The organism is Rufibacter sp. LB8 (assembly GCF_014876185.1).
Classification (GTDB): Bacteria; Bacteroidota; Bacteroidia; order Cytophagales; family Hymenobacteraceae; genus Nibribacter.
Genome location: NZ_JADALJ010000001.1, coordinates 395,505 through 420,332 on the forward strand (window position 1 = coordinate 395,505; position 24,828 = coordinate 420,332).

Here is a 24,828-nt window from a genome sequence, read left to right on the forward strand (position 1 = left end):
TGGAGGGGAACTGGTAAAACAAACTGCTGGCGGCAAACCAAACCTCACGCACCTGCGCCTTCACGCCCACTTTTGTTGCCGACTAAGAGAATTTCTCTGCTAGCCTTATTTCTACGAAGCCTTTTTAGGAGAGTTGGTGAAGAAAGCGAGATTGAAAAGATTTATGCCCCGCGCCGCGAAAAAGTAAATGCCTGCCTCCCCGTTTTCGGGCTCATTTCCAGAAATGAGCCCGAAAACGGGGAGGTAAATTATGTAGAGAAGATTCTACGAATGTAGAGACGCAATACCTTGCGTCTTGTTTCAATGGAACTTGAAATTTGTCATGCGCAAGAAACATGTTTACTTGGAACAAGGGTGCACGCCAGATGCAACGTATTGCGTCACTACAGTTGGTCTTTTTTTTAGCCGGGATTTTATGTTCAATTGTTTTGCAAGGCCTGGTAATCGGCTAGGGTGTCAATGTCCACGGCGGCGGGTTCAAACGGAAGGGCCAGCACCTGGTCAGGAAATTGCTTCAACAGCTTTTTCGCACCTTCCTGACCAGTGAGGGTTTTCAGGTGAATGAAAAATGATTGTTTGAAGAGCACGGGCACGCCCACGGTATCACGGTATGCACAGGCAATGATGGGTTTTGGGGTTGCCGCCGCGTTCTGCACCATTTCGCGCAGAAGTTGGGGGGTTATCAAAGGTTGGTCGCAGAGCAAAATAAGCACTTGGCTTACCGTTAAATGTTGCTCCAGAAGTAGTGACAAGCCAACCTTAAGCGAAGAAGCCATGCCCATTTCCCAGTGAGGGTTATGGGTGACGGTTACGCCGGCAAGGGTGAGGTCAGATTGAATCTGCTGGGAATTTGCGCCTAAAACCACTACTATTGGGCCAAGAGTAGCTTGTGTTGCCGTTTCAATGGTTCGTTCCAACAGCGTCTGGCCCTGGTAGACCAGGTTTTGTTTGGGTTGGCCCAGCCTGAACGAGGCCCCCGCTGCCAGAATCAAAATACCGGTTTCAGTCATGTTGGGGAAGTGCAGGTTCTTTGGCATGGATGGGTGCATTTTTCTCCCGCAGGAATCCGCCTTTGGCCTGGGCCAACACTGCTTTTATTTCGGCCAGCACAGACAGGGCAATTTCTTCTGAGGTCTCAGCGCCCAGCTCCAACCCCGTAGGCCCGAACAGTTTCTGTTGCATCTCCTGCGTGATTTCCAGGCCGGTTTCCTGCAGTTCTGTTAGCAAGCGGTCTAGCTTCTTCTTGGGCCCCAACACGCCAATATAAGGTATTTCTAAAGGTAGCAACTCCCTAAGCATGGCCAGGTCATAGTTGTAATTATGCGTCATGAGCAGCACGGCGGTTCGGTTGTCCAGGGGCACTTGTTCCAACACCTGCTCGGGCTTGGCCACCAGCACATGACTGGCGCTGGGGAACCGGGCATGGGTGGCGTAATTAGCGCGGCCATCTACCACAGTGGTGGGCCAGCCCAGCACGTTGGCCATGTGTACCAAGGGCAATACATCGTTCCCCGCGCCGCAAATCACCAGAGAAATGGCAGGCTGCAGCACCTCTACAAACCCAGAAAGCCCCTCAAATTGCTGCATGCTTGATTTCCCAGAGGCCAACGCTTGCTGCGCTTTTAGCTGGGCGTACGGTTCTATGGCAGCCGGTAGACCAGCCGTTAGAATTTCTTGAGCCGTGGCCAACAGACAGGTGCCGGGCTGCGGAAGTTTTCGGTCTTGCCAGTTGAAGAGCGTGAGCAACACGGCCGTCTGCCGATGGGCAACTGCTTGCTTAAGGAGTTGGATGGGGTTGACGGGGTTTGTCTCCAGAATGGGTTCAATCAAGATATGGATGATGCCGTTGCAGCCCAGGCCCACGCCTAGTTTGGCGTCGTCATCATCAGTGGTGTCGTAGGTGACCAGCAGGTTTTGGCCTTGGGTCATGGCGAGGCGGGCTTTGCGCAGGGCATCGCCTTCCAGACAGCCGCCGCTGATGGCCCCGGTCAGCTGGCCGTCTTCTGAGACCAGCATGCGGGCGCCGGGTTGGCGGTACGAGGAGCCTTCCACGTGTACCACAGTGGCCAGCGCGGTCTGTTTCTTGTCCCGTTGGTGCTGGGAGAACGCCACTAAAATATCCTGAATTTCTTTCATCTCCAGTTGGGGGAGCTTGGTCTTTGGTTGCTAGAATTGGCAAGTGATTCCCGTTTTCGGGCTCATTTCCTGAAACGGAGCCAAAAACAAAAGAGGTATAAATTTTTACTTATTTTCTCCGGAAGTTAGTACCAACCTGGCTGAAAAGGTAATGCGCCAGCCGCACCGCCAGCGTGGTTTTGCCTGAGCCCGACAAGCCCGTGAACCACACCAACAACGGTTCCTGCTGCAGCTGGGCTTTGCGCTGGTCCAGGCTGATCTTCGACTCAAAGGGGAACGTGTGGTTCATGTACTGCACAAATTGGCCAACCCGAAATAACGGTTTTTACCTGAAACTTCTGATGGCCATTTTCAAAAGTGGCCACTTAACGAATTCCTGTTTTCGGCTCCATTTCCAGAAATGAGCCCTAAAACGGGAATTAAGCGGGGTGTACGTCCAGGTCTTTGATTTCTTTTTTGTACGCCGAGGGCAGAATGATGGACTTCAGAAACCAGTCCAGCTTAAACGCGCGGCTCACTTTGTAGGTCTGCAGCAGCGGCGTAACCAGGGAAAACTGCCTAAAGCCCAACAGCTTTTTCACCAAATCTGGCACCACCAACACCTGCGCCTCCAGCAGCAGTTTGTAGCGGAGTGTGCCCAGGTGTTTCTTGTATTGCCGGAACAAATCTGCGGTGTATTTGCTGCGGGCCAGGTCTTGCGCTAAATGCTCTTCGCGCATGGTGCACCAAGCCGGGTAGGTGAGGGGCAGGCCTTGAACGCCCATGCGGTGACCCACGCGGTAAAAGACCTCAAAGACCTCGGCTTTCTCCTGCTCCGTGAGCGTGCGCTCCAGTACTTCATAGGCCCTGATGGAGTAGTCAATAAGCATGAACAACACATCGCGGTAGGCCCAGTCAGGGATGGCCGCGCCACGTTTGGCCTCTACGGCGGCGTGAATGTGGGCCATGGCGTCAATGGCTTTGTTGGCTTTTTCTGTGGTGGAGAACACAATCTGCCGGGCGTACGCTACAGTAGAGAAAAGCCGGCCCAGCGGGTCAGCGGGCAGGCGGCCGGTGAAATAGAGCCAGTCCACAGCTTTGTTGAGCGCGAACTCGGCTGAGGAACCGGCAAAAATGAAGAGAATGGTATCGCCTTTGCCCCAGATCTGCCGCACAATTGAATCTTTCTCAACAAAGTACTCCATAGATAAGTCAACGGTTTTGGTAGCCGATTGGTGGCGTTTTCTGAAACAACGTCTGCTTTTTGTAAGGCGTATGCGCGGCCAGCGTTTGGCTTGGTAAAGGTAAGGAATACGTTAGCGTTCCAGATTTTTACTTCCCGTTTTCGGCTTCGTTTCCAGAAATGAGCCCGAAAACGGGTGTTAGGTTTTTTAGAGCAGAACTAAATGAATGCTTTAAAAACGAAGCAACGAGCAACGCAGATAAATTCAATTTTATTTCGATGATATCTCCTTCCCTAAGTTAAAAATCCGGTAGTGGTTTAGAAAGTATGATGGGATAAAAGCTGACAGTGAGTTGTTTAAGATGATGGAATGTTCGAAGTCCTCATCAAAATAAACTGTCCCCACTGCCAGAGCAGTAAGGTAGTAAAAAACGGAAAGAAAAAGAACGGTGCCCAGAACCTGCTATGCCACAGCTGCAGAAAGCAGTTCCAGGCCACGTACCAGTACAAAGGCGCCGATCCGGCCACAAAGCAGCTAATGGTGCGGCTTTTGGAGCGCAACAACGGCATCCGCGACATAGAGGCGCTGCTGGGGGTGAGCCGCAAGTGCATACTGGACAACCTGTGCCGGCAAGGCAGCCGACTCAGCATCGCACCGGCGCGGCGCTGCTACGAGTCGGTGCAGATAGACGAGGTCTGGAGCTACGTGGGCAGGCGCAGGAAAGGGAAGTACTGGCTTTTGTATGCCTACTGCCCCGAGACGGATGAGGTTTTGGCTTACAGTTGCGGCCCCAGGAGCGCAGCAACTGTGAGGAAGCTGCTCAAGAAGCTGGAGAAAGCACACATTGGAGAATACTGCACCGACCATTGGAGAGCCTTCGCCCAGGTGATACCTACAGAGAAACACAAGGTGGGCAAGGCTTACACAAAAAATATAGAAGGGGTAAATACCTGCCTCAGGGCCAGGAACAGGAGGCTGGTCAGGAAAACGACCTGCTTCTCCAAGAAAAAGGAGAACCATGATGCGAGCTTAAACCTAATGTTCAACTACCGAAACAACCAAAAATCAAAGCATCATACATTGTAAACCACTACCAAAAATCCTAAGGCTTAGTCGCGCATTTTGAATGTAGGGGCGTATCGCATACGCCCGGCGCGTTCTTGTAATTACTTGCGCAGATCTTCACTTATTAATTTCATTTAAAACGAAATTATGTTAGCCACCGAAAGGGCGTATGCGATACGCCCCTACATTTTAAAAATTCGCCACAACCATTCATTTCATCCAGACCAAAAATCCAGCCTTCACTTTTCTGAAAATTCACGAACATCTCGGTAGAAAAACCTAGTCCGTATAAAAACGGTAAGAGGTAGGGCAACACTTTCATCTACCCATTCAAACAGGCGCAGCGTATGAACACCACCTTCAGAATTGAGCACGACTTTTTAGGCGAACGGGAAATCTCCAACAACGTGTACTACGGCATTCAGACGCTGCGGGCCACCGAGAATTTCCAGATCACGGGCATTACCCAGGCCACGGAGCCGCTGTTCATTCAGGCCTTTGCCTACGTGAAGAAGGCCGCCGCCATGGCCAACCGAGATTTGAAAGTGCTGGAGCCGCGCATTGCAGAGGCCATCATCTTCGCCTGCGACGAGCTCATTGCCGGTAAGTACCAGGACCAATTTGTGACAGATTTGATTCAGGGTGGGGCGGGGACCTCGGTGAACATGAACGCCAACGAGGTCATCGCCAATATTGGCCTGGAATACCTGGGCCACCAGAAGGGCGAGTACCAGTTTTTGCACCCCAACAACCACGTCAACTTCGCGCAGAGCACCAATGATGCCTACCCCACGGCGCTCATGATGGCCCTGCACCTCAAAACCGACTTTTACCTGACGGCTCTGGCAGGTCTTAAAAAAGCCTTCGCCAAAAAAGGCCGTGAATTTGCCGAGGTGCTCAAAATGGGCCGAACGCAACTGCAGGACGCGGTGCCCATGTCGTTGGGGCAGGAGTTTCAGGCCATGGCGCACACCATTGGCGATGACATTCTGCGGCTGCGCGAGGCTCAGCGCAAACTCTGCGAATGCAACATGGGCGGCACCGCCATTGGTACCAGCATCAACGCCCCCGAAGGCTACCCACTGCTCTGCACCAAATATTTAGCCGATATCTCCGGAATGCCCATCACGCTGGCACCCAACCTCATTGAGGCCACCTCAGACATGGGAACCTACATTCAGCTGTCCGCTATGATCAAGCGGAGTGCGCTCAAAATCTCCAAACTCTGCAATGATTTGCGTTTGTTGTCTTCGGGTCCGCGCACCGGTTTGCGGGAAATCAACCTGCCCGCCATGCAGCCCGGCTCTTCTATTATGCCGGGCAAGGTGAACCCCGTGATTCCGGAAGTAGTAAACCAGGCCGCCTTCTACGTGATGGGCGCCGATGTGACCATTGGCATGGCCGCTGAGGCCGGGCAATTGCAGTTGAACGTGATGGAGCCGGTCATCGCCTTCAGTTTGTTCACCTCCCTGCAATACATGACCAACGCGGTGAACACGCTCCGCGAGAAATGCGTTGACGGCATCACCGCCAACGTAGAGATCTGCCGCACCATGGTCATGAACAGCATAGGCATTGTCACGGCTTTAAACCCCATTTTAGGTTATGAAACCTGCTCGGAGATTGCCAAGGAAGCGCTGGCCACGGGCAAATCCATCCATGCCATTGTGGTGCTGGAGCGCGCCCTAATTCCGCAGAGTAAATGGGACGAGATTTATTCATTTGAGAACATGATTCACCCGGAGTTTGTAGTGTAGTATTATCACGGTCATCCTGAGCATTCTTGAGGGGAGAGCCGAAGAGAGCGAGCGAATCTACTGAAGGTTCTAACGAAGACTCCTGCTTTCCTTCTTCGCAATTTACAGAGTTGTGCATACAGATAACTTCGACGTTTCGCCGTTGTTGGTGTTCTCACCAACAACCAAGATGGCAGTTCCAGTTGCTATTTCTTTGCATGCAGTTTGCCTTCCTTCCAAATCACGGCTGATCCATTGCCTCACAAGACGGCTCTTTCCATAGCAGGGCTCCGAGCGCTCACGGCCGCGAGGCCCCGCCTTCCCCTCTCGCGCTGTATCAGCTCCCTGGTGCCTTCGGCACCCGCCTGAAGGCGACGGAACCTGCTTAGGCGCTCGATCGAAAGGCTGGAAATGGTGACCACCCCCAACCCCTCCTAAAACAGGAGGGGAGCCTTACTATAAGTTGCGTTTTCGGGCTCTGTTTTGGAATTGGGGGCTAAACTGGAATTCTGTTGCTGGTTGTAGAGACCAGGCAGTGCCTTGTCTCTACGGTGGAGGACCAGACTGCTGATGCTCAAAAGACCTCGTAGTGTGCGCAGCTCCTACGAGTGTCTGCGCCAATTCTGTTTTTTGGCCCTAAATTGGAAATGGACCCGAAACTGGTTTTGCAGATGTAGAGACCAGGCACCGCCTTGTCTCCCACGCATTGCTTCCTTTAGCCCTGGCATTTCAGATATTCCACCTTGGGAAAGGGCAAAGGAAGTTAACATGCATCCTCAGCTAATTTCCCACCAGTGAGGAAGAGTCTTCCGCATTTCCCACCCCACATCATTCCCCAATTCCTACCTTTGAATTCCCGTACGTGCAAGAACCAAGAATTTTTGACGCACCGCAAAAAAGGTTTTCCGTATAGGGGAGAGTGCCTTGGCAAGGGCATTTTAATTCTATTACACAGCAAGAAACCTTTCGGCAATTGAGAAACCCATGGAAAGTTTACAGTCCAAAGAATATAAGAAAGAGTTTGTGACCCAGTTTCCCGGCGATGACAGCGGGGATGTGAAACCCAGGCAGACGCCCGGTGTCTTTTACAGCAAGGCCGCGCCTACGCCCGTGAAAGCGCCCAAATTGTTGGCCTGGTCAGAGGAACTGGCGCAGGAACTGCGCATTCAGAAGCCAGCCACGCAGGCCGAGATTGACATTCTGGGCGGCAACCTGGTCACCGAAACTATGTACCCCTACGCCGCCTGCTACGCCGGGCACCAGTTCGGGAATTGGGCCGGGCAGTTGGGCGATGGTCGCGCGATTACCTTGGGTGAGTGGCCAGCGCCCGACGGCAAGACGTACGAACTGCAACTGAAAGGCGCGGGCCCCACGGCGTATTCCAGGAGGGCAGATGGCCGGGCGGTGCTGCGGTCCAGCGTGCGGGAATATTTGATGAGCGAAGCCATGCATTACCTGGGGATTCCTACCACGCGGGCGCTTAGTTTAGTTTCTACCGGCGACCAGGTCATGCGCGACATGTTCTACAACGGCAACCCCGAGTTCGAGCCGGGCGCTATTGTCATGCGGGTGGCGCCCAGTTTTCTGCGGTTCGGGAGTTTTGAGATGCCCGCCGCCCGGCAGGAAATTGACAACCTGCGCCAACTGGTGGACTGGACCATCACTAACTATTATCCGCACATCCAAGGCGAGGACCGGGTGATTGTCTGGTTCCGGGAGGTGGTGGACCGCACGGCGCATTTGATGGTGGAATGGATGCGCGTGGGCTTTGTGCATGGCGTCATGAACACTGATAACATGTCCATTCTGGGCCTCACCATTGATTACGGTCCGTTTTCATTTGTAGATAACTATGACACCCAGTTCACGCCCAATACCACAGATTTGCCGGGCCGGCGGTACGCCTTCGGACAACAGCCGGGCATTGGGCAGTGGAATTTGGGGTGCCTGGCCAGCGCCCTCGCGCCGCTCTTCCCCAACACTGAGCAGTTGGTGGCCGAACTAGAAGCCTATGAAACCAAGTTCATGCAGAAATACCGCGCCATGTTGGGCAATAAACTGGGCCTGGATGCCGTGCTGGAAGACGATGTGCATTTGCTCACCCAGCTGGAAACCATGCTCGCCACGCTTCAGCCGGACATGACCATTTTCTACCAACTTTTAATGACCCTGCCTGAAGGAGAACAGGACCAGGCTGCGGTGGTGTCCCATTTCCAGGAAAGTCTTTATGCAGAATTGCTACCCAAGGAACGCGACATGCTCCATGACTTCATCACGGCGTACAAAGCCAGGTTAGCCGATAATTCCATCTCTAAAGAGGCTTCCCAGGAACGCATGCAACAGGCTAACCCGCGGTTCATTCTACGCAATTACCTGCTTTCCCAGGCCATAGATGACCTCACCAAAGGCGATGACCAATTATTCAATGATTTACAGGAAGCGATCAAAGAACCTTATTCCAACAAGCATGACCGCTTCTTCGTGAAACGCCCCGACTGGGCCAGCCACAAACCTGGCAGTTCCATGCTTTCTTGTAGTTCTTAAAATTGGCAGATCGGTTTTCCGTTTTCGGGCTCATTTGCAGAAATGAAGCCAAAAACAGAAAACCAGTTAATGGGAGTTATCCTTTGCTCACCGCAGATTCTTCCCTGCATGGTTGCCCAAATGAGAATTAGAAGCACAGTACGAAGCTCTGCAGACGGGTGTTTTATCAGGAGATTTAAACATTCTTGATTGTAGGGATAGGGCTTGACCTGTCCTGCGCATATCTGATCTACGTATTCCCGAGAGCGGCTTCTAATTGGTTGCATAGATAGCAGACTGCCCTGAACACCGTTCAGGACAGGTCAAGCCCTGTCCGTACAACTATAGATTCTTATGCCTCTTGCTCGTCTGGTATGAAATTCATGTCGGCTTCTGAGTGGAACAAGACATAGGCCCGGCGCCAGGGTTCAGAACCCAGCATCTGCCATTTGTGGCCTTTGCAGGTGGTGTCGGTGGCCAGGAGCACGTCGCCGGTGCGCAGGGTGAAGGTCTCGCCGGTGCTGGTGGTGAATTCCAGAGTGCCGCAGAGCGTGAGCACAAACTGAAGCGTAGGGGCGACGTGCCAGTCATAGAACGTGCCGGGCGGCGTCTCCTTGAACTGAATGGCGGTGGCGGCGGTGAGGGTGCGGTCGGCTACGGTACCCACAGTAAAACGGGAGTCGCCGTGGGCGTCTGTGTACAGTTTATAGGCGCGTATCATAAGCAGAAGTCCTTTTTATCTTGCTTACGGCTGGTAGCCGCTGAAGGTAAATTTCATAGTTCCGTTTTCGGGCTCAATTCTGAAAACGAGGCCATAAACAGAAAGCCCGAAGCATGGCGCGTCGGGCTTTCTGTTTATTATTTAATACGTATTTCGCCTAGTTGCCAGGCCACGCGTTCCACGGAATTCGGCTCAGGATGAGGACCAGGCCAAGGCCGTAGAAAATAGCGATGGACTTGAATCCCTGGTTGGTGCCAATCTGGCGCTTGGCGCGTGAGTAGCCCACGGTGATCAAAATAACGGCCAGCACCATCATCAAAGGGTGTTCCAGGAAATACAGCCTAGACACCGAATTTTTCATGGCTTCGCCAGAGGCGCTCTCCATCCCCAGCGGCGACACAAAATACAGAATAAGCCCGAAAACCCATTGCAAATGGGTAGGAATGAGTCCCAAGAGGCTGCGTTTGCGGTCTGCGTTGGTGTATTGTTTACCGCCGAACAGGCCCAGCAGCGCGCTCACAAAAGAAATAACCAGCCCCAGCAGCACCGCATAGGCCAGGTACGAGTGAAGATGTTGTAACCCCTGATACATAGTTTTAGTGTTGGTTTGTGGGGTAAATATAAGGATTAGCGCCATTTATCTAGGGCCCCGGCGAGGATGTTTACAGAAGGTAGCCCCAAACCAGCGCACGCTGAGAACGTTAGCAAAGGCCTCACTCTAGAAGTGGAGCGCACAGGCGGTTAGGCGCTAGTTCTGTCAATGGCCCTTTGATTGGATGCCAGACCTGCCAAAAACCCGCTTCTACTACCACCGCAGGGACTAATAATCCTATGCCGAATGCCAATAAAAGCTCCTTTGGCTAACGCAATGTCAACTCCGAATTTTGATTAAAGGTTACTAGAAAGGTCTTTCTTTAATGTATTTCTAAATAGCAGATTCTAGTGACGAAAATGCAACAACTTGAGGGCGATAAGGTATGCAAAATACGTGCTGTGTAACTTTAAACGCCACTCTTATGGAAGCGATCTGCAATCATTGTAACCACTGGATACAAGACAAAAAAATAGCAGAAGTGCAAACCAAAGAGTTTGGGGTGTGTGATGAGCTTTCCGGCAAACCCGCCATAAACCCGGAGTTTGTACTGTCTGTGGTGCACGAACCCGGCAGGGCATTCAGCCAACCCAAACCCTTTGAGATAGTGACAGGTGCCCAGTTTGGGTGCAACCACTTTGAGGGAAGAAGAGCCTGGATTTTGTAAGTCAGCAGCCTGCCTAACCTACACCTGGGCCACCCACTAAAAAGCCGATGCTCCTCTATAGGGCATCGGCTTTTTTTGTCCTTTAGAAAAAATGGGCCGGACTCGTTTTCGGGCTCATTTCTGGAAATGGGCCCGAAAACAGAAAATTAAACGGGGGATGATCTCCTGCAGTTTGGCCGGCGCGTACGTGTTTAGTTTAATGACCCTGCAAACAGGGTACAACTGAAAAGGTGCGGCTTTTGGGACCGCACCTTTCTTTTTTTTCCTGCCAAGGCAGAAGTGATTATTTGTTTTTCTTTTTGCCGGTAGAGCCTTGAGCGTCATTGTTGCTGCCGCTGTTACTGGCACCAGCGCCACTGCCAGAGTCGCTTGCGCCAGATGTTCCGGTGCTGCGGTCCGCGCCCGAAGTAGATCCTGCCGCAGCCGAGGCGCCGCTGCTTTTCTTGCCAGATCTGCCCAGGTAGAAGCCGTAGGCCAATAAGCCTAAACCGGCGGCGATGGCCACGTAAGATTTGTCTTTGTTAGGAAGCGCCTGGTAAAACTCCATGCCAGATTCTGCGGGGTTGGAGATAATGGCTGAAATTTCTGAGGGGTTCTGGATTAAGTCTGCCAGTGCTTTTGTTTGTTGATTTTCCATAGTAGTAGAGTTGAATACGGTATTGGTACGGGAAAACGGGGCGTTGGATTTGAAAATGAAGCATTCTTCCCCTAAAATTCTTTCCACCAGATCATTGCCAGTTTTCTGCTTCCTCAAAGGAAAATTTTCACCTCAAAATATCTGCTTTGATCAGGGTTAATCGAAAGACTGAAGTTTGAAAAACAAGCAACCGACTATCCGTTTTGGGGCTCATTTTCAGAATTGAACCCCAAAACAGATTTTCAATGGAAACACTTTTCAGATAGAGTAACCTGCAAGGCGAATATCCACTTCCCCATTTTTACTGAGCAAATAGGAAGGGAGCGGTAATAGTAGGCTTCCTAAAGATAAATATAAAAACTTTCGCCTCCCATGACATTTAACACCGGCACATCCATTAAACCTGGCTTTGGTATAGTATAAAGGGTTGCTGGAGAAAGGCCTATTGTAGAGACGCAATACTTTGCGTCTGGCGTGCATGAATGTTTCCCGGAGCTGAAGCGCCTGTGACTGGTCCATTCAAAATAACCTTGGCCTGATAGGTTTCAAACCACTGTTGGGCTATTCTTAAAAAGGCAAATAACTTCCTGTTTCAAAAATAGAAAGCTTCTCTCAGATGGTATTTCTGCTGAAGAGGGACCCCCTCCCGCCCTCCAAGGAGGGGAGTATCCAATATGCGTGCTACAGTAAGGTGTGTGCTATAGTAAATAACGCTCTTTTTCTATTCGCCTGCAGATACTCCCCTCCTCGGAGGGGTAGGGGTGGGTTCAGTAGGCTTGCCATCCGCAATTTCGCCTGCTCAATTGGACCTCGCAGTGTCTACAAGACCTGCGAGTGTCTACTGCCAACTACCGCCATTCCACCTTCGGAAACCGAGCTTTCAAAGAACCGCGCATCAACCTGTATTCCTCCTGCCAGAAATACGGCAAGCTATTAACTACTTTCAAGGGTTTCAAATCTGGCGTAAGCAAATGCAGCGCCACGCCTACATCTCCACCGTCTACCGTAGGGTGACTTTCCCAATCAAAAATATCTTGTAGCCTGACTTCCAGTACCGGCGGCTGGGCGTTTTCTGGGTAAAACAGTTCTACCGGGTGACCATCGGGCAATGCCAAAGTACCAGGAGCCAGTTCTTCCAACAACTGCTTGTGCTCTTTAGAAAGCATGTTCTGGAGCAGGGGCAGCAGGTCAATGTCAAACAAATCCTGGCCAATCTGCACGTCTTCCAGGTGGTAGGACAGCCATTCGTTGCAGGTGAGCAGCAGGGTAGAAGTGCTGATATCAGGGAAGCCTTCAGTGGGGTGCCATTTTCTTAAGCTGAATACACGGCTCTGGAACTGCCGTACCTCGTCTGAGAAGTTAAGCCAGTCTTCGCCTTCGCGTTTGATGGTTTCGCAGATGGCGGGAATCAGGAAACGCTCGTCGGGCTCGGGGAGAGGTTTGCTCTGGAGCACGATGTTGCCGATGCGCATGTCGCGGGAGGCCGTGAGTTCGCCTTCCTCGGGGTCCCAAGAAACCACGTCTTTCTGCTTTACCAGCGGGGCCAGGTCTTTGGGGTTGAGCGGCGAGGCCAGGAAAATGCGGCCCACGCCTTCGCCGCCGGCGTGTAGGTGGGCAATGGCCAGCCAGGGGTCGTGCGCCAGGTCATCGCGGTGGCCGGCACTGGCGTACTTACCGTTGGCGAGTTGAAACTGGGCGTTGTTACCGGGGCGGGCGTAGGCGATGCGCTCAGGATAACAGTTGGCTAGCAGCAAACCCGTTTCGTAAGGGTCAACGGCGGTGTTTTCGGGCTCTATTTTGAAAAGGCGGCGGTAACTGGCGGCAATCTTGTCAATCTTGGAAAAGCGTTTCTGGTGCAGCCCTTCGTGGCGGGTGCGGCGGAGGGCCTCAATGCGGAGGTTCAGGTCAATACCGGCTTCGCGGGGCAGTGGGTCACGTTCTTCCAGCAGGGCGGCAATATCGGTGGCCAGGGGCAGCTGGTTTGTTTCCTGGGCTGCCAGCAGCATGTGGGCCAGGCGCGGGTGCGTGGGCAGGGCGTGCATGGTGCGGCCGTGCTCCGTGATGCGGCCGTTCTCCAGGGCGTTGAGCTGGTGCAAGGTTTCCTGGGCGTGCAGCAGGGCGGCTTTGGGCGGCGGCGTGAGCCAAGTGAGCGCCCTGATATCGGTGATGCCCCAGGCGGCCATGTCCAGCACCAGCGGGGCCAGGTCGGCTTCCTGAATCTCGGGGGTGCGGTGCGGGGCCAGGCGCTCGTGCAGGGCCTCGGTCCAGAGGCGGTAACAGGTGCCGGGACCTAACCTTCCGGCCCGACCGGCGCGTTGGTCAGCGGCGTCTTTGGAGATGCGCACCGTCTCTAGCCTGCTGAGACCGGTGGCGGGGTCAAAACGCTGGGTTTTAGCGAAGCCGGTGTCTACCACCACGGTCACGCCTTCAATGGTGAGGCTGGTCTCGGCAATGGAAGTAGCCAGCACCACTTTGCGCTTGCCGTGTCGGTCTGGCATAATGGCGGCGTACTGTTTGCCGGGGGGCAGCATGCCGTACAGCGGGTGAATGGCCACCTCGCGCAGGCCGCGCCGCAGCAGGGCCTCTACTTTTCTGATGTCCTGTTCGCCGGGCAGAAACACCAGCACATCGCCCTCTTTCTCTTGCAGGGCCAGGCGCACGGCGCGGTCGGTCATCTCGTGCAGCAGCTCGGCATCGGTCTCGCCGGCGTACTGCACGTCTATGGGGTATTGCCGGCCTTCGCTCACCACGGCCGGGGCGTTAAGCAGGCGGGTGAGCTGGGGCATGTTGAGGGTGGCGCTCATGACCAGAATGCGGAGGTCAGGGCGCTGAGTGGCCTGGGCTTCGCGCGCCAGGGCCATGGCCACATCGGCGTGGATGCTGCGCTCATGGAACTCGTCAAAAATAACCAGGCCTACACCCTTCAGCGCGTTGTCTGAGTGCAGCATGCGGGTGAGAATGCCCTCGGTGACTACCTCCAGGCGGGTCTTCTCTGAGGTGCGGTTCTCAAACCTGATGCGGTAGCCCACAGTCTGGCCCACCTCCTGGCCCAGCAGTTGCGCCAGCCGTTCGGCAATGGTGCGGGCCGCCAGCCGGCGGGGTTCCAGCATGATGATTTTCTGCCCCTTAAGCCAGGCCTCGTCTAAGAGGGCCAGCGGCAACAGGGTACTCTTGCCCGCCCCCGGAGGCGCGTTCACAATCAGCGTGTTCTGGGCGGCAAGGTGTTCCCGCACGGAAGGGATAATCTCCCGAACGGGCAGGTCTATGGTAAATGGGTTGAAAGGCAATGTAAGGAATAAAAGGTTGCTCTGAATATAGTCTAAAATATATCAATATACCTAAACAAAAAATTAATTGTTCATTGTGATTTTTACGTTAACTGTATCTGACTTAATATATGATTTGTGGGTTGCTTTTTTAAAGTTATTCTTGTTTGGTTTATTTTCAATTTGGTTTATTTTCTTATTTGCAATTTCTAGATTTTCTTTTAGTTCTTTTATTTTTTGGTTTTGTTCTTCTATTCTAGAAGTTAAATAATTATCTTTTTCTTTTAAGTCATTTATTTTACTGTTAATAAGTTCAGTTTCAGGATTGATTACACAGGAAGAAATAAATATAAGTAATAGTAGGATATATGGGAAAAACTTATTCATGAAAATTTTATTTTGAAGTTTGAATAATCGTTAACTTTCATAATTGACTCATGAAATAATTTTAGTTTTGTAGATCTAAAATAGGAAATTTCAGAGACTGAGTTTTGTGATAAATTGGTATTGCGGTTTCTGGAATAATTTCTAATGAATCTAGGGTCGCTTTCTATTAGTAATTGAAGTGTAAGTAATTCTCGAACTAATATATTGCTATCTATCTTATATCTTTCATCAATAATTTTTGTTATTGTGTTAAGTTTAGTAGTGTGTAAAGTGAAGTAATTTTGCGTGTCTTTAGGTTTAATTGTTCCTTCCAATAATTCGAGGAAAGTTATTATATCGTTATGTACTTTGTCTACTTCTTTAATGAAATAATCTTTTAAGCTTCTAGAATTTACTTGATTTTTTTGTATAAAAAAACCTAACGCAATAACTAATAGTGTGTTTACGAATATATCTGCAATAGCGATTATCTCAGGAACTTTAAAATCAATTAATTCTAACTCTAACATTGTTCTGAAGCTCTTTCCCAAATTTCTAATTTAGGTTCATGTTTTACAATTCTCCACCAAGGGTCATGGTCTTCAGTTTTTCTTGGAGCTTCATTGTTTTTTCTTCTCTTTTCCCAAGCAGTAAAGGTTTCATTATATATATTGTTTATCCAGTAGTCAAAGTCATTTGATTTTACGATTAATAGAGGCTTTACATTTTCTAATTTAAAATCATAAATTAAGTTTCCAAAAGCTTCGTCTATAAAAGATGGTGAATAACCCCTGACACCATCTAAGTCAACTTCTAACTTTATGTGTCGTGAGAATGAATCTTTGAATGCATTGTTTAAGTACTTGTGGTAAAATTCTTCTCCTGAATTTTCACTTATAGAACAATGCCTTAATCCTGTGTATTTTCCTAATACATCAAGAATTTTTAGTTTATTTATCATGATAAATACAGTTTTTATCCAATTCCCATTGATAAAAAGTACCATGGAACTTTAAATTACTCTTTTGCAAAATTATAGATTTTTTCGGTTGTTTAAAATTTAGAAGTACTTCATTTGTAACTACAATTAAATTAGTTATTTTGTTTTCATCAAAAATTCGCTTTATAGATGGAAGTCCTTTGTTTCTATTTATTTCTTGAGATAAAGATCCATACCTTCTTTCAAAAGCTCTAGAAAGGATTTGTAAACTGTCTCGGAAAAAAAATAAGTCTATCATTTTTAACTTTTGACTGATATATAAAGATTCTAGTATTCCCTTTCCTAGGTCAGTTACATTAAATATTACTCTATCATTGTCTTTGTAAAAACCAATTTGCCATAATTGATTATAAGAATTACTCCATTCAATTACGTTTCCTCCTATTTCTTTTAAAAGTGTGATTATTTGGTCTGAATATCCATCAACGCCAAATACGTGTTGATATGCTTCAATAGATAAATTTTCAAAATTTTCAAAATCTTTTTTAGTTAGTTTACCCTGTTTCTTTTCAAGTGAAAAATAATTCCCATTTCCCTTAATTTGAATTTCATGGAAATCTTGACTACTATAAAGGTTGTTTAAAAATCCTGAATTAGTTAAAAAATCCTTGCATTTTTGACTTTTAGGAAGTGTTCCTTCAAATACAATTCCATAGGATTTTGCTTCTTCAAATATACATTTTAAAATGCTTATTGTAGCAAAGTCAATTTCTTCAACTTTAGCTAAAGATATTCGAAATTTTTTAACGCCATTAATAATGCAGCATTTGTCTTTGGAACGTAATAAATTAAAAAAGTATGAACATAGTATCGGGTTTTCAATTAATCTAAAATCTTTTGGGGCGTTTATTATTTCATTAATTATAGTTAAGTTGTTATTTATTTTTAGACAAAATAAATATCCTTTACTTTTTCTTAATTTTATAATTTTTTTTCTTTTAATAACTTTATATTGAATTCTAGTTTCTGTATTATAAGTTCTCATTTTTTTATTATAATCTGATTTTTCTATTTGTATTAGGTTATTTAATAACTTAATACAAAATAATTGTAATTTAAAAAAAAATAAATATATTGTATTAAATAAATACAGTATTTAATATAATTATTAAATACTGTATTTATTTAAAGGCTCTCTTCACCCTACTACTAACCGCTCTTTAAACAGCACATCCCTAATAGGTTCCTCTTTTTTGAAGAGCATTTTGGCGAAGGGGCACACCGGGTGAATTTTGATGTTTTGTTCGCTGGCATACGCTACGGCCGCCATGACCAAGGCATTGCCTACGCCACGCCCCGAAAAAGCCGAGTACACCTCTGTATGTTCAATCACAAGCTTTTGCGGAGTGGCCGAGGTATAGGTGAGCAGCCCCGCCTGGGCCTTTATTTCATTGGCTTCAAAGTAGCCATCGGTGGGCGTGTTGACATGGTTGATTTTCATAGCGGGGTTGGGGAGTTGCTTTTCTAGGGGAAGGTACAAAAAGAATTGAAATGCTAGTGGGGCAGCGCGAATTTCTGTTTTTAGCCTGGATTCGGGAAATAAGACCAAAAACAGAACCGTAAGATATACCCACCGTACCATACCAGGGAGTGCGTGATTTTAGTATCTTTGTGCAGATGAGTTTCCTAGACAAATACCCAAAGCTGAAGGAGCGGCAATTTCTCACCAATTTGGTGACGAAGTCCGTTTATGCCACCATGGCCCTGGAAGACCAGAAAGTAGAGGAGGCTAAGGTGCGCCAGATTGTGACCTCTTTGCTAAATCAGCAAACCTCAGAACCGGGTAAGCTCGCTTCTTAATAATTCTTTTAAGGCTTCAAAGTTTCCTTTATCCGCCTCACGCATAGCCTGAATGTACACCCCACGGGCGTCTCCTTCCCTTTTGTATAGTTCCATGGGCTGGTAGCCTAATTTTAATGCAAGCAGGTTTAGTAGTAACCGTCCGGTTCTACCGTTTCCGTTGTTGAACGGGTGAATTCTCACAAACTCATAATGCCCGTAGAGAAGCACCTCTAAATGGTCTTTCTCTGTATGGGCTATAGATAACTTGTAATTTAAATTGTCAACGAATTGATAGAGAAGAACCGGAATATCTTTGGGCGGTGGCGGCGTCAACAGCCCTACCTGTACCTGCGTTGTTCGGTATTTCCCTGCCCAGTCATATAACTCCTCAAAAGCAATTTTATGGATTTACAGCAATAAGGGGACAGAAATCTCTACGTTTTCGTCTAACGTAAAAATAAAGAGTTCAGCTTTAGCAATTCCTTTCGCTTCATACTCATTGATTAACGCTTTATCTGTAAACCCTAATAAGTTATCTTCAGAAGAAGGTGTCCAACTTGTGTTGTCATTCATAGCTTTAAGGTAGGAAAAAGCTACCAATTCAGGCTTTTCTAGTTCGCCCACAAGGTCTTTTCATGATGACAAAATGGGAAGGACGGAGATGACGCACAATAAAACCTATCATCTCTTTCTTAAATTCCAAAATCTACTTTTCCTTCAACCCCAGCGGTTGCGGCGGGAGCGGCACGAAGCCGGTTTCGCCGGGTACGGGCGGGAAGGTCTGGGCGAGCCAGCGGGCTTTGGCGTCTTCAATCTTCTGGCGGGTGCTGGCCACGAAGTTCCAGTAGATGAACCGCTCCTCGGGGAACGGCTCGCCCCCGAACAGGTACACCGCGCTATTCTCCAGTAGCTCAAACGAGCAGAGCGTGCTGTCCTGGGCCACCAGCAGCTGCTTGGGCGCAAAGGTGTGGCCTTCTGCTTCTACGCCGCCTTCCAGAATGTACAGGGCGCTTTCGCCGTACAGCCCCGCGCCAAGGTTCACCGTCTGGCGGTGGGTGCTCTTGATTTCCAGAAAATACAGCGGGCTGTGCACCGGCACCGGCGAGGTTCTGCCCTGCGCCTGCCCCGCAATCAGTTTGTAGGTAAGGCCGCCTTCCTGCCAGGTGGGCAGTTCCTCGGCGGGCGTGTGCGAGAAATCGGGTTCCATTTCTTCCAGGTGCAGCGGCAGCGCCACCCAAATCTGGAGGCCGTGCAGCATCTTCTCAGAGGTACGCAAGTAGTCTGGTGTGCGTTCAGAGTGTACAATGCCTCGACCGGCGGTCATCCAGTTCACCGCGCCGGGCTTGATCTCCAGCTCGGTGCCCAGGCTGTCGCGGTGCATCATGCTCCCCTCCAGCAGGTAGGTGAGCGTAGACAGCCCAATGTGCGGGTGCGGCCCCACGTCCAGGTTCTCGTGGTCAGAGAGGCAGGCCGGGCCCATGTGGTCAATAAACGCGAAGGGCCCCACCATGCGCTTGCCCTTGAACGGCAGCAGTCGCCCCACCATAAAATTACCGATGCTGCTGGGTCGTTCTTCTATGATCAGTTGGATGTTAGACATGGCGTGGGGTTTGGGGAGAATTGGGAAAGGGAAGGTAGAAAATTCTTGGCAGTTTTGCGGCTAGGCCCAAAAATGTTCTTGCGCCAGGCAAAACAGTACTTTAAGACCGGTTCTGAAGACACCGCCAACCCGTTTTCGGGCTCATTTCCAGAAATGAAGCCGAAAACAGAAATCCACCTTACTGCCCATCCAATCCCGCCCCAAAAGAAACTCCAACCGCCCCAGAACGTTTGTACTACTTTCATTGTGAACCAACCGTACAGGAGCGCGGCGGAGCAGAAGCCGGTAGATGCCGGGTTGGGCTTCGTCTGGGTTCCTGCGGTCTGTAAAGTAAAAGTGCCCCATGCGTTTATCTGTTGCTACTCCTTGTTTTTCTGGTGCCCCGGTCTGGAAGGTCTTTCTTTTTACTTTTCTGTGGCTGGTGCTGGCCTTTTATAGCTGCCCGGCGATCGCGCAGGACAAACCTACCGAGGACACCACCTCTATAGCAGAGGCCTTGCTGCCCAACTGGCCCGAGGACACGCTGGGCCGACGCACGCCCCGGGGCGCGGTGCAGGGATTTATCTCGGCCATTGCCGAGGAGAATTACGCCAAAGCCGCCCTGTACCTGCACCTGGACTCCGCTATGGAGCAAAGCCAGCAGGGCGAAAAGCTGGCCCACGCCCTTCAGCGCCTTCTGGACCAAAGCGGGACCATTGTGCCGTACTCGCTGCTGAGTAATGAGTTTGACGGCCGCCAGGACGATAACCTGGGCCCCAACCTGGACCGCGTGGGCACCGCCAACGCCAACGGCGAGGAGTTTGACCTTTTCCTGGAGAAGCTGGAAGGCCCCGAGGGCGGCCCCGTCTGGCTGTTCTCGTCGCAAACGGTGCAGCGCATTCCCCTACCGCTGAACCAGGTATCTAAGCCGCTGGTAGACCAAGTCATGCCCAAAATTGCCGTAGAAAACAAATGGGGCGGCGTGCCGGTGGGCCAGTGGCTAGGTTTGGTGCTCATTGCTTTGCTGGCCTACGCGCTTTCCTGGGTGGTGGTCCACGCGCTAAAGTACCTGCTGCACCGGTTCTGGAAAAAGTCAGAGGAGGAAGCCACCGCCGCGGTTATCCATGCGTTTACCCTGCCCCTGAAACTGTACCTGGCCCTGTGGTTTTTCTTTGAACTGAGCCAGCGGGCGGGCATTTCCATTATTGTGCGGCAGAAGTTCAGCGCCCTGGTGGTCATTGCGGGGCTTGGCGTGTTCCTGGTGCTGCTCTGGCGGCTCATTGACGTGTTTGGCCAGTTTCTGCAGCGGCGCATGATCCGGCGGCGCAACCAGGCGGGCCTTTCGGCGGTCCTGTTTCTGCGCCGGGGCGCGAAGATTGCCGTGGTCGCCTTCGGGATCATCACCATTCTGAGCACACTGGGTTTTGACGTGACCACCGGTTTGGCCGCGCTGGGCATTGGCGGTATTGCCCTGGCGCTGGGCGCGCAGAAAACCGTGGAGAACTTTGTGGGCAGCGTTACGCTCATCGCCGACCAGCCCATTAGGGTAGGGGATTTCTGCAAGGTGGGCGAGACCACGGGCACCGTTGAAGCCATTGGCATGCGGTCCACGCGCATCAGAACCAATGACCGCACGGTGGTCACCATTCCCAACGGTGACTTCTCCTCGCAGCGCATTGAGAACTTTGCGCACCGCGACCGCGTCTGGTTTCACCCCACCTTTGGCGTGCGCTATGAGACCAGCCCAGACCAAATAAGGTACCTGTTGGTGGAGCTTCGCTCGATTTTATATGCGCACCCCAAAATTGACCCAGAGAGCGCCCGCGTGCGGTTTGTGGGCATGGGCGATTCTTCCCTCAACCTGGAGGTGTTCTCCTACGTGCTCACCAAAGATTACAATGAGTTCCTGGAGATTCAGGAGGACCTGCTTCTGCGTATGATGGATGTGTTCATTGCCAGCGGCACTGACTTTGCGTTCCCGTCCCAGACCCTGTACCTGGGCCGTGATGCTGGTCTCTCAGAAGAAAAAACCCAGGCCGCCGAAGAACAGGTGCGTACCTGGCGCGCCGCCAATGAGTTGCACCTGCCCCGGTTCAGCCCCGAGAAAATCAAAAGCCTGCGCAACACCATTCCGTACACGCCGCCGCCTAAAAAGTAAAATTTTCCGTTTTCGGCTTCATTTCCAGAAATGAGCCCGAAAACGGGTTTCCCTTTTTCCCCGCATCGCTGGCAGGGCATTAGAAAATGGCTATATTCACAGAGCCTAACCTTTTGCTTTCTTCCCATGATGCGTTGCCGGGTACTGCTTTTGCTGAGTGTCTTTTTGGTTGCCTTTGCTGCGCGGGCCAGTACGCCGGTGCCCGGTGGGTTTGCGGGCTTTGTGCAGAACAAAGGGCAGTGGGCCCAGCGCGTTTTGCAGGCGGCGGAGTTGCCGCAGGGCTGGCTGTTTCTGGAGAAAACCGGGTTCACCTACAATTTTATGGAGGCCGCCTATTTTGACCTGGAAAACGAGGCGCCCGAGCAGAAAACGTATCAGGGCCATGGGGTGCATGTGGAGTTTGTGAACGGCAACCCCTCTGCGGCGGTGGCCATGCACCAGGTGCAGCCAGAGTACCGCAATTATTACCTGGGCAGCAACTCGGCTAACTGGGCCACGCGGGCATCTGTCTCTAAAGAAATACGGTACACGGGTGTTTTTCCCCAGATAGATTTCAAGATTTACGGCCAGCAAAACAGTCTGAAGTATGATTTTGTGGTGCAGCCCGGCGGGCAGGTGGCCCATATAAAAATGAAGTACCACGGGACTTCTGACCTGGCGCTCAGTTACGGCAGGCTCTTGGTAAAGACCAGCGTGAACGAGTTCATGGAAGAGAAGCCCTATGCCTACCAGGTGGTGAACGGGCAGCGCCAGGAAGTGCCCTGCGCGTTTACCCTGCAGAACGGTGAAGTGGGGTTTGCCATTACCGGGGCCTACAACCCGCGCCTGCCCCTGGTCATTGACCCGGAGCTGGTGTTTGTGTCCTATTCCGGGTCCACCTCCGGCATCTCCGCCAACAGTGCCACCGCAGACAGGCTGGGCAATACCTATACCGCCAGCCAGACCCTGGGAATGCATTACCCCGTGACTTCGGGCGCGTACCAGACCGTGGGCAAAACCAGTAACGTGGCCATCTCCAAATTCAACTCTTCTGGGACCCGGCTGCTGTTTGCCACCTATTTGGGCGGCAGTGGCATTGACTACCCGCTGGCCCTGCTGGTCTCTCCCAATGCCGAACTGGTGGTGGCCGGCACCACGTCTTCCGGTAATTTCCCTATGTCTGCCACGGCCTTTGACCGCTTGCTGGGGAACGGTTTTGGCGGCGCAGATTTTTTTGTGACCAAGCTTTCTGAGGACGGCATGCACCTGTTGGCGTCCACGTTTTTAGGCGGCGGAAACCAAGAGGGCAGCGGTTCTTCCATTCCCATGGGCTTGGCCCTGGACAAAACCGGCAACGTGCTGGTGGCCTCTTCCACGCCTTCGCCAGATTTCCCTATGGTGTCACCGTTCCAGAATTCCCTGAAGGGCGTGCGCAACGGTGTCATCGCCAAACTGAACAGTAATTTGAGTGCATTGCTTTTCTCCAGCTTTGTGGGTGGCAGCGGGGTAGACAACCTCTCAGATATAAAAGTGGGGCCTGTCTCGGGGCACCTGTACGTGGTGGGCAATACCAACAGTTCTAATTTCCCGGTGACGCCCGGCGTGGTCAAACCCAATGCCGGCGGCTTAACCGATGGCATAGCCCTAGTGGTGAACCCAGACCAGAAGACGCTGGTGGCGGCCACGTTTCTGGGAACCTCTAATCATGACCTGGCGCAACTGCTCACCCTTGACCCGCAGGAAAACGTGTATGTAGCCGGTTTTACGGCTGGCAGTTACCCCGTGACGGAAGGCACATACCGCACCGCCGGCGCGGTGGGTGGGCAATTCATCCATAAACTGAACAAAACCCTCACGTCCAGCCTTTTTTCAACGCATATTGGCAACGGCACCAACCCAAGCAACCAACATAGTATTCCCACGGCATTTGAGCTGGATGACTGCGGAAACCTGTACCTGACGGCCTACTCGGTGCCCGGTAGCCCGCTAACGCCCAACGCCCTGCAGTCTGCCCGCAGGAACCTTTACCTGGCCCAGCTGAGCCAGGATGCCAGACAACTGGTGTACGGCTCTTTCTTCGGGGGATCTGTGATTGGGCACATCCATTACGCCAACCACGGGTACATCACCAAAGATGGAGTGTTCTACCATATTGAATGTACTACGTCTAAAACCTTTGTGGCCACGCCGGGCGCGTTTTCTGGTGGGGCCACCAACAGCAATGACGGCGTGATCTCCAAATTCAGCTTTTATGCCGGGCAAGACGCGGTAGCTACTGTGCAGACGCCCACCCCAGGGTGCGCGCCGTATGCGGTCTCGTTTGTGAACTTCACCTCGGGCAACAACACTTATTCCTGGGACTTCGGCGATGGCTCTGCGCCCTCCACTGACAAGAACCCGACCCACGTGTTTGAGAAACCCGGCCTCTACCGCGTGCAGCTGACCACCTATAACAACAACGCCTGCCTCTTGATCAGCCCCATTGAAGTCCTGGTGCAGGTGAAATCCTACTTAACCGCGCCCAACGTGATCACGCCCAACGCCGATGGCCGCAATGACACCTTTGTAATAACCAACCGCGGCGAGAACGCCTTGTTACGCGTGTACAACCGCTGGGGCAAGCTGGTGTTCCAAGACCCTAACTACCAAGACCGCTGGGACGGTGCAGATCTGGTGGAAGGCACCTATTTCTACAGCATTGACGCCCCCAATGCCTGCGAACCCGCCACCGGCTGGGTAGAGATTATTCGGTAGCCTACTTGGAAATTTACAGTTCCCAAATCTTTTCATCAGATTTGAGTAAAGCTTTTCCATTGGCTGGAGCCTGTGCCATGAAAGCAGTTTAGGCATCATCGTTTTGGGCTTCATTTAGATAAACGAGCCCGAAAACGGAAATAGGGAGGGCAGTTTGCCAGTATACCTATTCCTTTCTTTAGAAACGGCAAGCAAGCTATAGGTAATTAGTTGAAAGTATATGTTAAGTATCTTGGTTAATTGACTTAATGTTTAAGCTTGAAGTATTATTAGTCTTAACTAATTGCTGGTTCCTTATTCAACAATTTTCTAAGCGAGAAACATAGGAAAAAGCTCGATTCTCAAGTGGCTGTTAAACAGTCTGTCCACCTTTGAAGGTGGTTAGGAGGGGGATATTTAGGAGGAACACTTATTGAAAAACACTTTCCCCGGTCATCCTGAGCACCGCCGAAGGTTCTAAAGATGAGGTTGTCCTGAATTTTACTATTTCATTTGCTGGAGTTATCATCCCCCAACCCCCTTCAAAGGGGGACGAAATGCGTCAAGTCAGGAATGCGGGAGGGCGTATGCGATACGCCCCTACATATTGAAATCGTTTTATCAATTGTAAATACCACTCTTCAGAGCTACGCTCGCTGCTTCAAACACCCCTCTACAGAGCTTCGCTCGCTGCCTCAAACTCTCGTTTGAGCAATCCTCAAGGG

General features: G+C 50.9%; 23 protein-coding genes. 7 read left to right on the top strand and 16 right to left on the bottom strand.

Going from position 1 to position 24,828, the window contains the following annotated elements; genetic code table 11:
- Nucleotides 1-419: 419 nt before the first annotated feature.
- The 4 genes from IMY23_RS01565 to IMY23_RS01580 form a co-directional block, all read right to left on the bottom strand.
- Nucleotides 420-1,037, bottom strand: coding sequence for an NTP transferase domain-containing protein (locus IMY23_RS01565; protein ID WP_192820413.1), 618 nt, complete (start codon nt 1,035-1,037; stop codon nt 420-422).
- The gene (locus IMY23_RS01570) at nt 1,003-2,136 is read right to left on the bottom strand and encodes an XdhC family protein (protein WP_192820414.1); all 1,134 of its coding nucleotides are present in this window, start codon (nt 2,134-2,136) and stop codon (nt 1,003-1,005) included. The genes IMY23_RS01565 and IMY23_RS01570 overlap by 35 nt, the downstream gene beginning before the upstream one ends.
- A 109-nt stretch (nt 2,137-2,245) precedes the next feature.
- Nucleotides 2,246-2,425: an adenylyl-sulfate kinase gene (locus tag IMY23_RS01575; protein ID WP_192820415.1), complete on the bottom strand. Its 180-nt coding sequence runs from the start codon at nt 2,423-2,425 to the stop codon at nt 2,246-2,248.
- Nucleotides 2,426-2,555: 130 nt separating this feature from the next.
- Entirely contained in the window at nt 2,556-3,320 is a 765-nt protein-coding gene (locus IMY23_RS01580) for an oxygenase MpaB family protein (RefSeq protein ID WP_192820416.1), read from the bottom strand.
- A gap of 348 nt (nt 3,321-3,668) precedes the next feature.
- Here IMY23_RS01580 and IMY23_RS01585 point away from each other — a divergent pair, with 348 nt between their 5' ends.
- From IMY23_RS01585 to IMY23_RS01595, 3 genes are all read left to right on the top strand, one after another.
- Nucleotides 3,669-4,385, top strand: coding sequence for an IS1 family transposase (locus IMY23_RS01585; protein ID WP_192820093.1), 717 nt, complete (start codon nt 3,669-3,671; stop codon nt 4,383-4,385).
- A 326-nt stretch (nt 4,386-4,711) separates the two neighbouring features.
- Nucleotides 4,712-6,121, top strand: a complete 1,410-nt coding sequence (aspA, locus tag IMY23_RS01590; protein WP_192820417.1) for an aspartate ammonia-lyase — start codon at nt 4,712-4,714, stop codon at nt 6,119-6,121.
- A gap of 963 nt (nt 6,122-7,084) precedes the next feature.
- Nucleotides 7,085-8,644, top strand: a complete 1,560-nt coding sequence (locus tag IMY23_RS01595; RefSeq protein ID WP_192820418.1) for a YdiU family protein — start codon at nt 7,085-7,087, stop codon at nt 8,642-8,644.
- A 331-nt stretch (nt 8,645-8,975) separates the two neighbouring features.
- On the opposite strand, the gene IMY23_RS01600 is transcribed toward IMY23_RS01595, so the two are convergent.
- On the bottom strand, nt 8,976-9,344 hold the full coding sequence (locus IMY23_RS01600) for an AraC family ligand binding domain-containing protein (RefSeq protein WP_192820419.1): 369 nt from the start codon (nt 9,342-9,344) through the stop codon (nt 8,976-8,978).
- A 157-nt stretch (nt 9,345-9,501) separates the two neighbouring features.
- Nucleotides 9,502-9,936, bottom strand: coding sequence for a hypothetical protein (locus IMY23_RS01605; protein ID WP_192820420.1), 435 nt, complete (start codon nt 9,934-9,936; stop codon nt 9,502-9,504).
- A gap of 481 nt (nt 9,937-10,417) precedes the next feature.
- Between IMY23_RS01605 and IMY23_RS01610 the strand changes: the two genes are divergently transcribed.
- Complete coding sequence (locus IMY23_RS01610; protein ID WP_225986376.1) at nt 10,418-10,603, top strand: hypothetical protein; 186 nt, start codon at nt 10,418-10,420, stop codon at nt 10,601-10,603.
- Between the two features lie 283 nt (nt 10,604-10,886).
- On the opposite strand, the gene IMY23_RS01615 is transcribed toward IMY23_RS01610, so the two are convergent.
- From IMY23_RS01615 to IMY23_RS01645, 7 genes are all read right to left on the bottom strand, one after another.
- Entirely contained in the window at nt 10,887-11,240 is a 354-nt protein-coding gene (locus tag IMY23_RS01615; protein WP_192820422.1) for a hypothetical protein, read from the bottom strand.
- Nucleotides 11,241-12,088: 848 nt separating this feature from the next.
- A complete protein-coding gene (gene hrpB / locus IMY23_RS01620) occupies nt 12,089-14,527 on the bottom strand; it encodes an ATP-dependent helicase HrpB (protein ID WP_192820423.1) in 2,439 nt (812 codons plus the stop codon).
- A 63-nt stretch (nt 14,528-14,590) separates the two neighbouring features.
- Complete coding sequence (locus tag IMY23_RS01625) at nt 14,591-14,893, bottom strand: hypothetical protein (protein WP_192820424.1); 303 nt, start codon at nt 14,891-14,893, stop codon at nt 14,591-14,593.
- Nucleotides 14,890-15,402 carry a hypothetical protein gene (locus tag IMY23_RS01630; RefSeq protein ID WP_192820425.1) on the bottom strand — a complete coding sequence of 171 codons (513 nt, stop codon included), beginning with the start codon at nt 15,400-15,402 and terminating at the stop codon, nt 14,890-14,892. The genes IMY23_RS01625 and IMY23_RS01630 overlap by 4 nt, the downstream gene beginning before the upstream one ends.
- Nucleotides 15,396-15,833, bottom strand: coding sequence for an STAS-like domain-containing protein (locus IMY23_RS01635; RefSeq protein ID WP_192820426.1), 438 nt, complete (start codon nt 15,831-15,833; stop codon nt 15,396-15,398). The genes IMY23_RS01630 and IMY23_RS01635 overlap by 7 nt, the downstream gene beginning before the upstream one ends.
- On the bottom strand, nt 15,823-16,857 hold the full coding sequence (locus IMY23_RS01640) for a hypothetical protein (RefSeq protein ID WP_192820427.1): 1,035 nt from the start codon (nt 16,855-16,857) through the stop codon (nt 15,823-15,825). Before IMY23_RS01640 ends, IMY23_RS01635 begins: the two co-directional genes overlap by 11 nt.
- Nucleotides 16,858-17,010: 153 nt before the next feature.
- Nucleotides 17,011-17,313 carry a GNAT family N-acetyltransferase gene (locus IMY23_RS01645; RefSeq protein WP_192820428.1) on the bottom strand — a complete coding sequence of 101 codons (303 nt, stop codon included), beginning with the start codon at nt 17,311-17,313 and terminating at the stop codon, nt 17,011-17,013.
- Between the two features lie 149 nt (nt 17,314-17,462).
- Here IMY23_RS01645 and IMY23_RS01650 point away from each other — a divergent pair, with 149 nt between their 5' ends.
- On the top strand, nt 17,463-17,672 hold the full coding sequence (locus IMY23_RS01650; RefSeq protein ID WP_192820429.1) for a hypothetical protein: 210 nt from the start codon (nt 17,463-17,465) through the stop codon (nt 17,670-17,672).
- Here IMY23_RS01650 and IMY23_RS20255 read toward each other — a convergent pair.
- The 3 genes from IMY23_RS20255 to IMY23_RS01665 form a co-directional block, all read right to left on the bottom strand.
- A complete protein-coding gene (locus IMY23_RS20255) occupies nt 17,646-18,062 on the bottom strand; it encodes a Fic family protein (RefSeq protein ID WP_192823648.1) in 417 nt (138 codons plus the stop codon). The two genes, IMY23_RS01650 and IMY23_RS20255, sit on opposite strands and share 27 nt — an antisense overlap.
- Nucleotides 18,063-18,278, bottom strand: coding sequence for a hypothetical protein (locus IMY23_RS01660; protein WP_192820430.1), 216 nt, complete (start codon nt 18,276-18,278; stop codon nt 18,063-18,065).
- Nucleotides 18,279-18,360: 82 nt separating this feature from the next.
- A complete protein-coding gene (locus IMY23_RS01665; RefSeq protein ID WP_192820431.1) occupies nt 18,361-19,254 on the bottom strand; it encodes a pirin family protein in 894 nt (297 codons plus the stop codon).
- A gap of 343 nt (nt 19,255-19,597) precedes the next feature.
- Here IMY23_RS01665 and IMY23_RS01670 point away from each other — a divergent pair, with 343 nt between their 5' ends.
- Together IMY23_RS01670 and IMY23_RS01675 are read left to right on the top strand one after the other, a co-directional pair.
- On the top strand, nt 19,598-21,391 hold the full coding sequence (locus tag IMY23_RS01670) for a mechanosensitive ion channel family protein (protein WP_192820432.1): 1,794 nt from the start codon (nt 19,598-19,600) through the stop codon (nt 21,389-21,391).
- Nucleotides 21,392-21,517: 126 nt separating this feature from the next.
- A complete protein-coding gene (locus tag IMY23_RS01675) occupies nt 21,518-24,124 on the top strand; it encodes a gliding motility-associated C-terminal domain-containing protein (protein WP_192820433.1) in 2,607 nt (868 codons plus the stop codon).
- Nucleotides 24,125-24,828 lie beyond the last annotated feature (704 nt).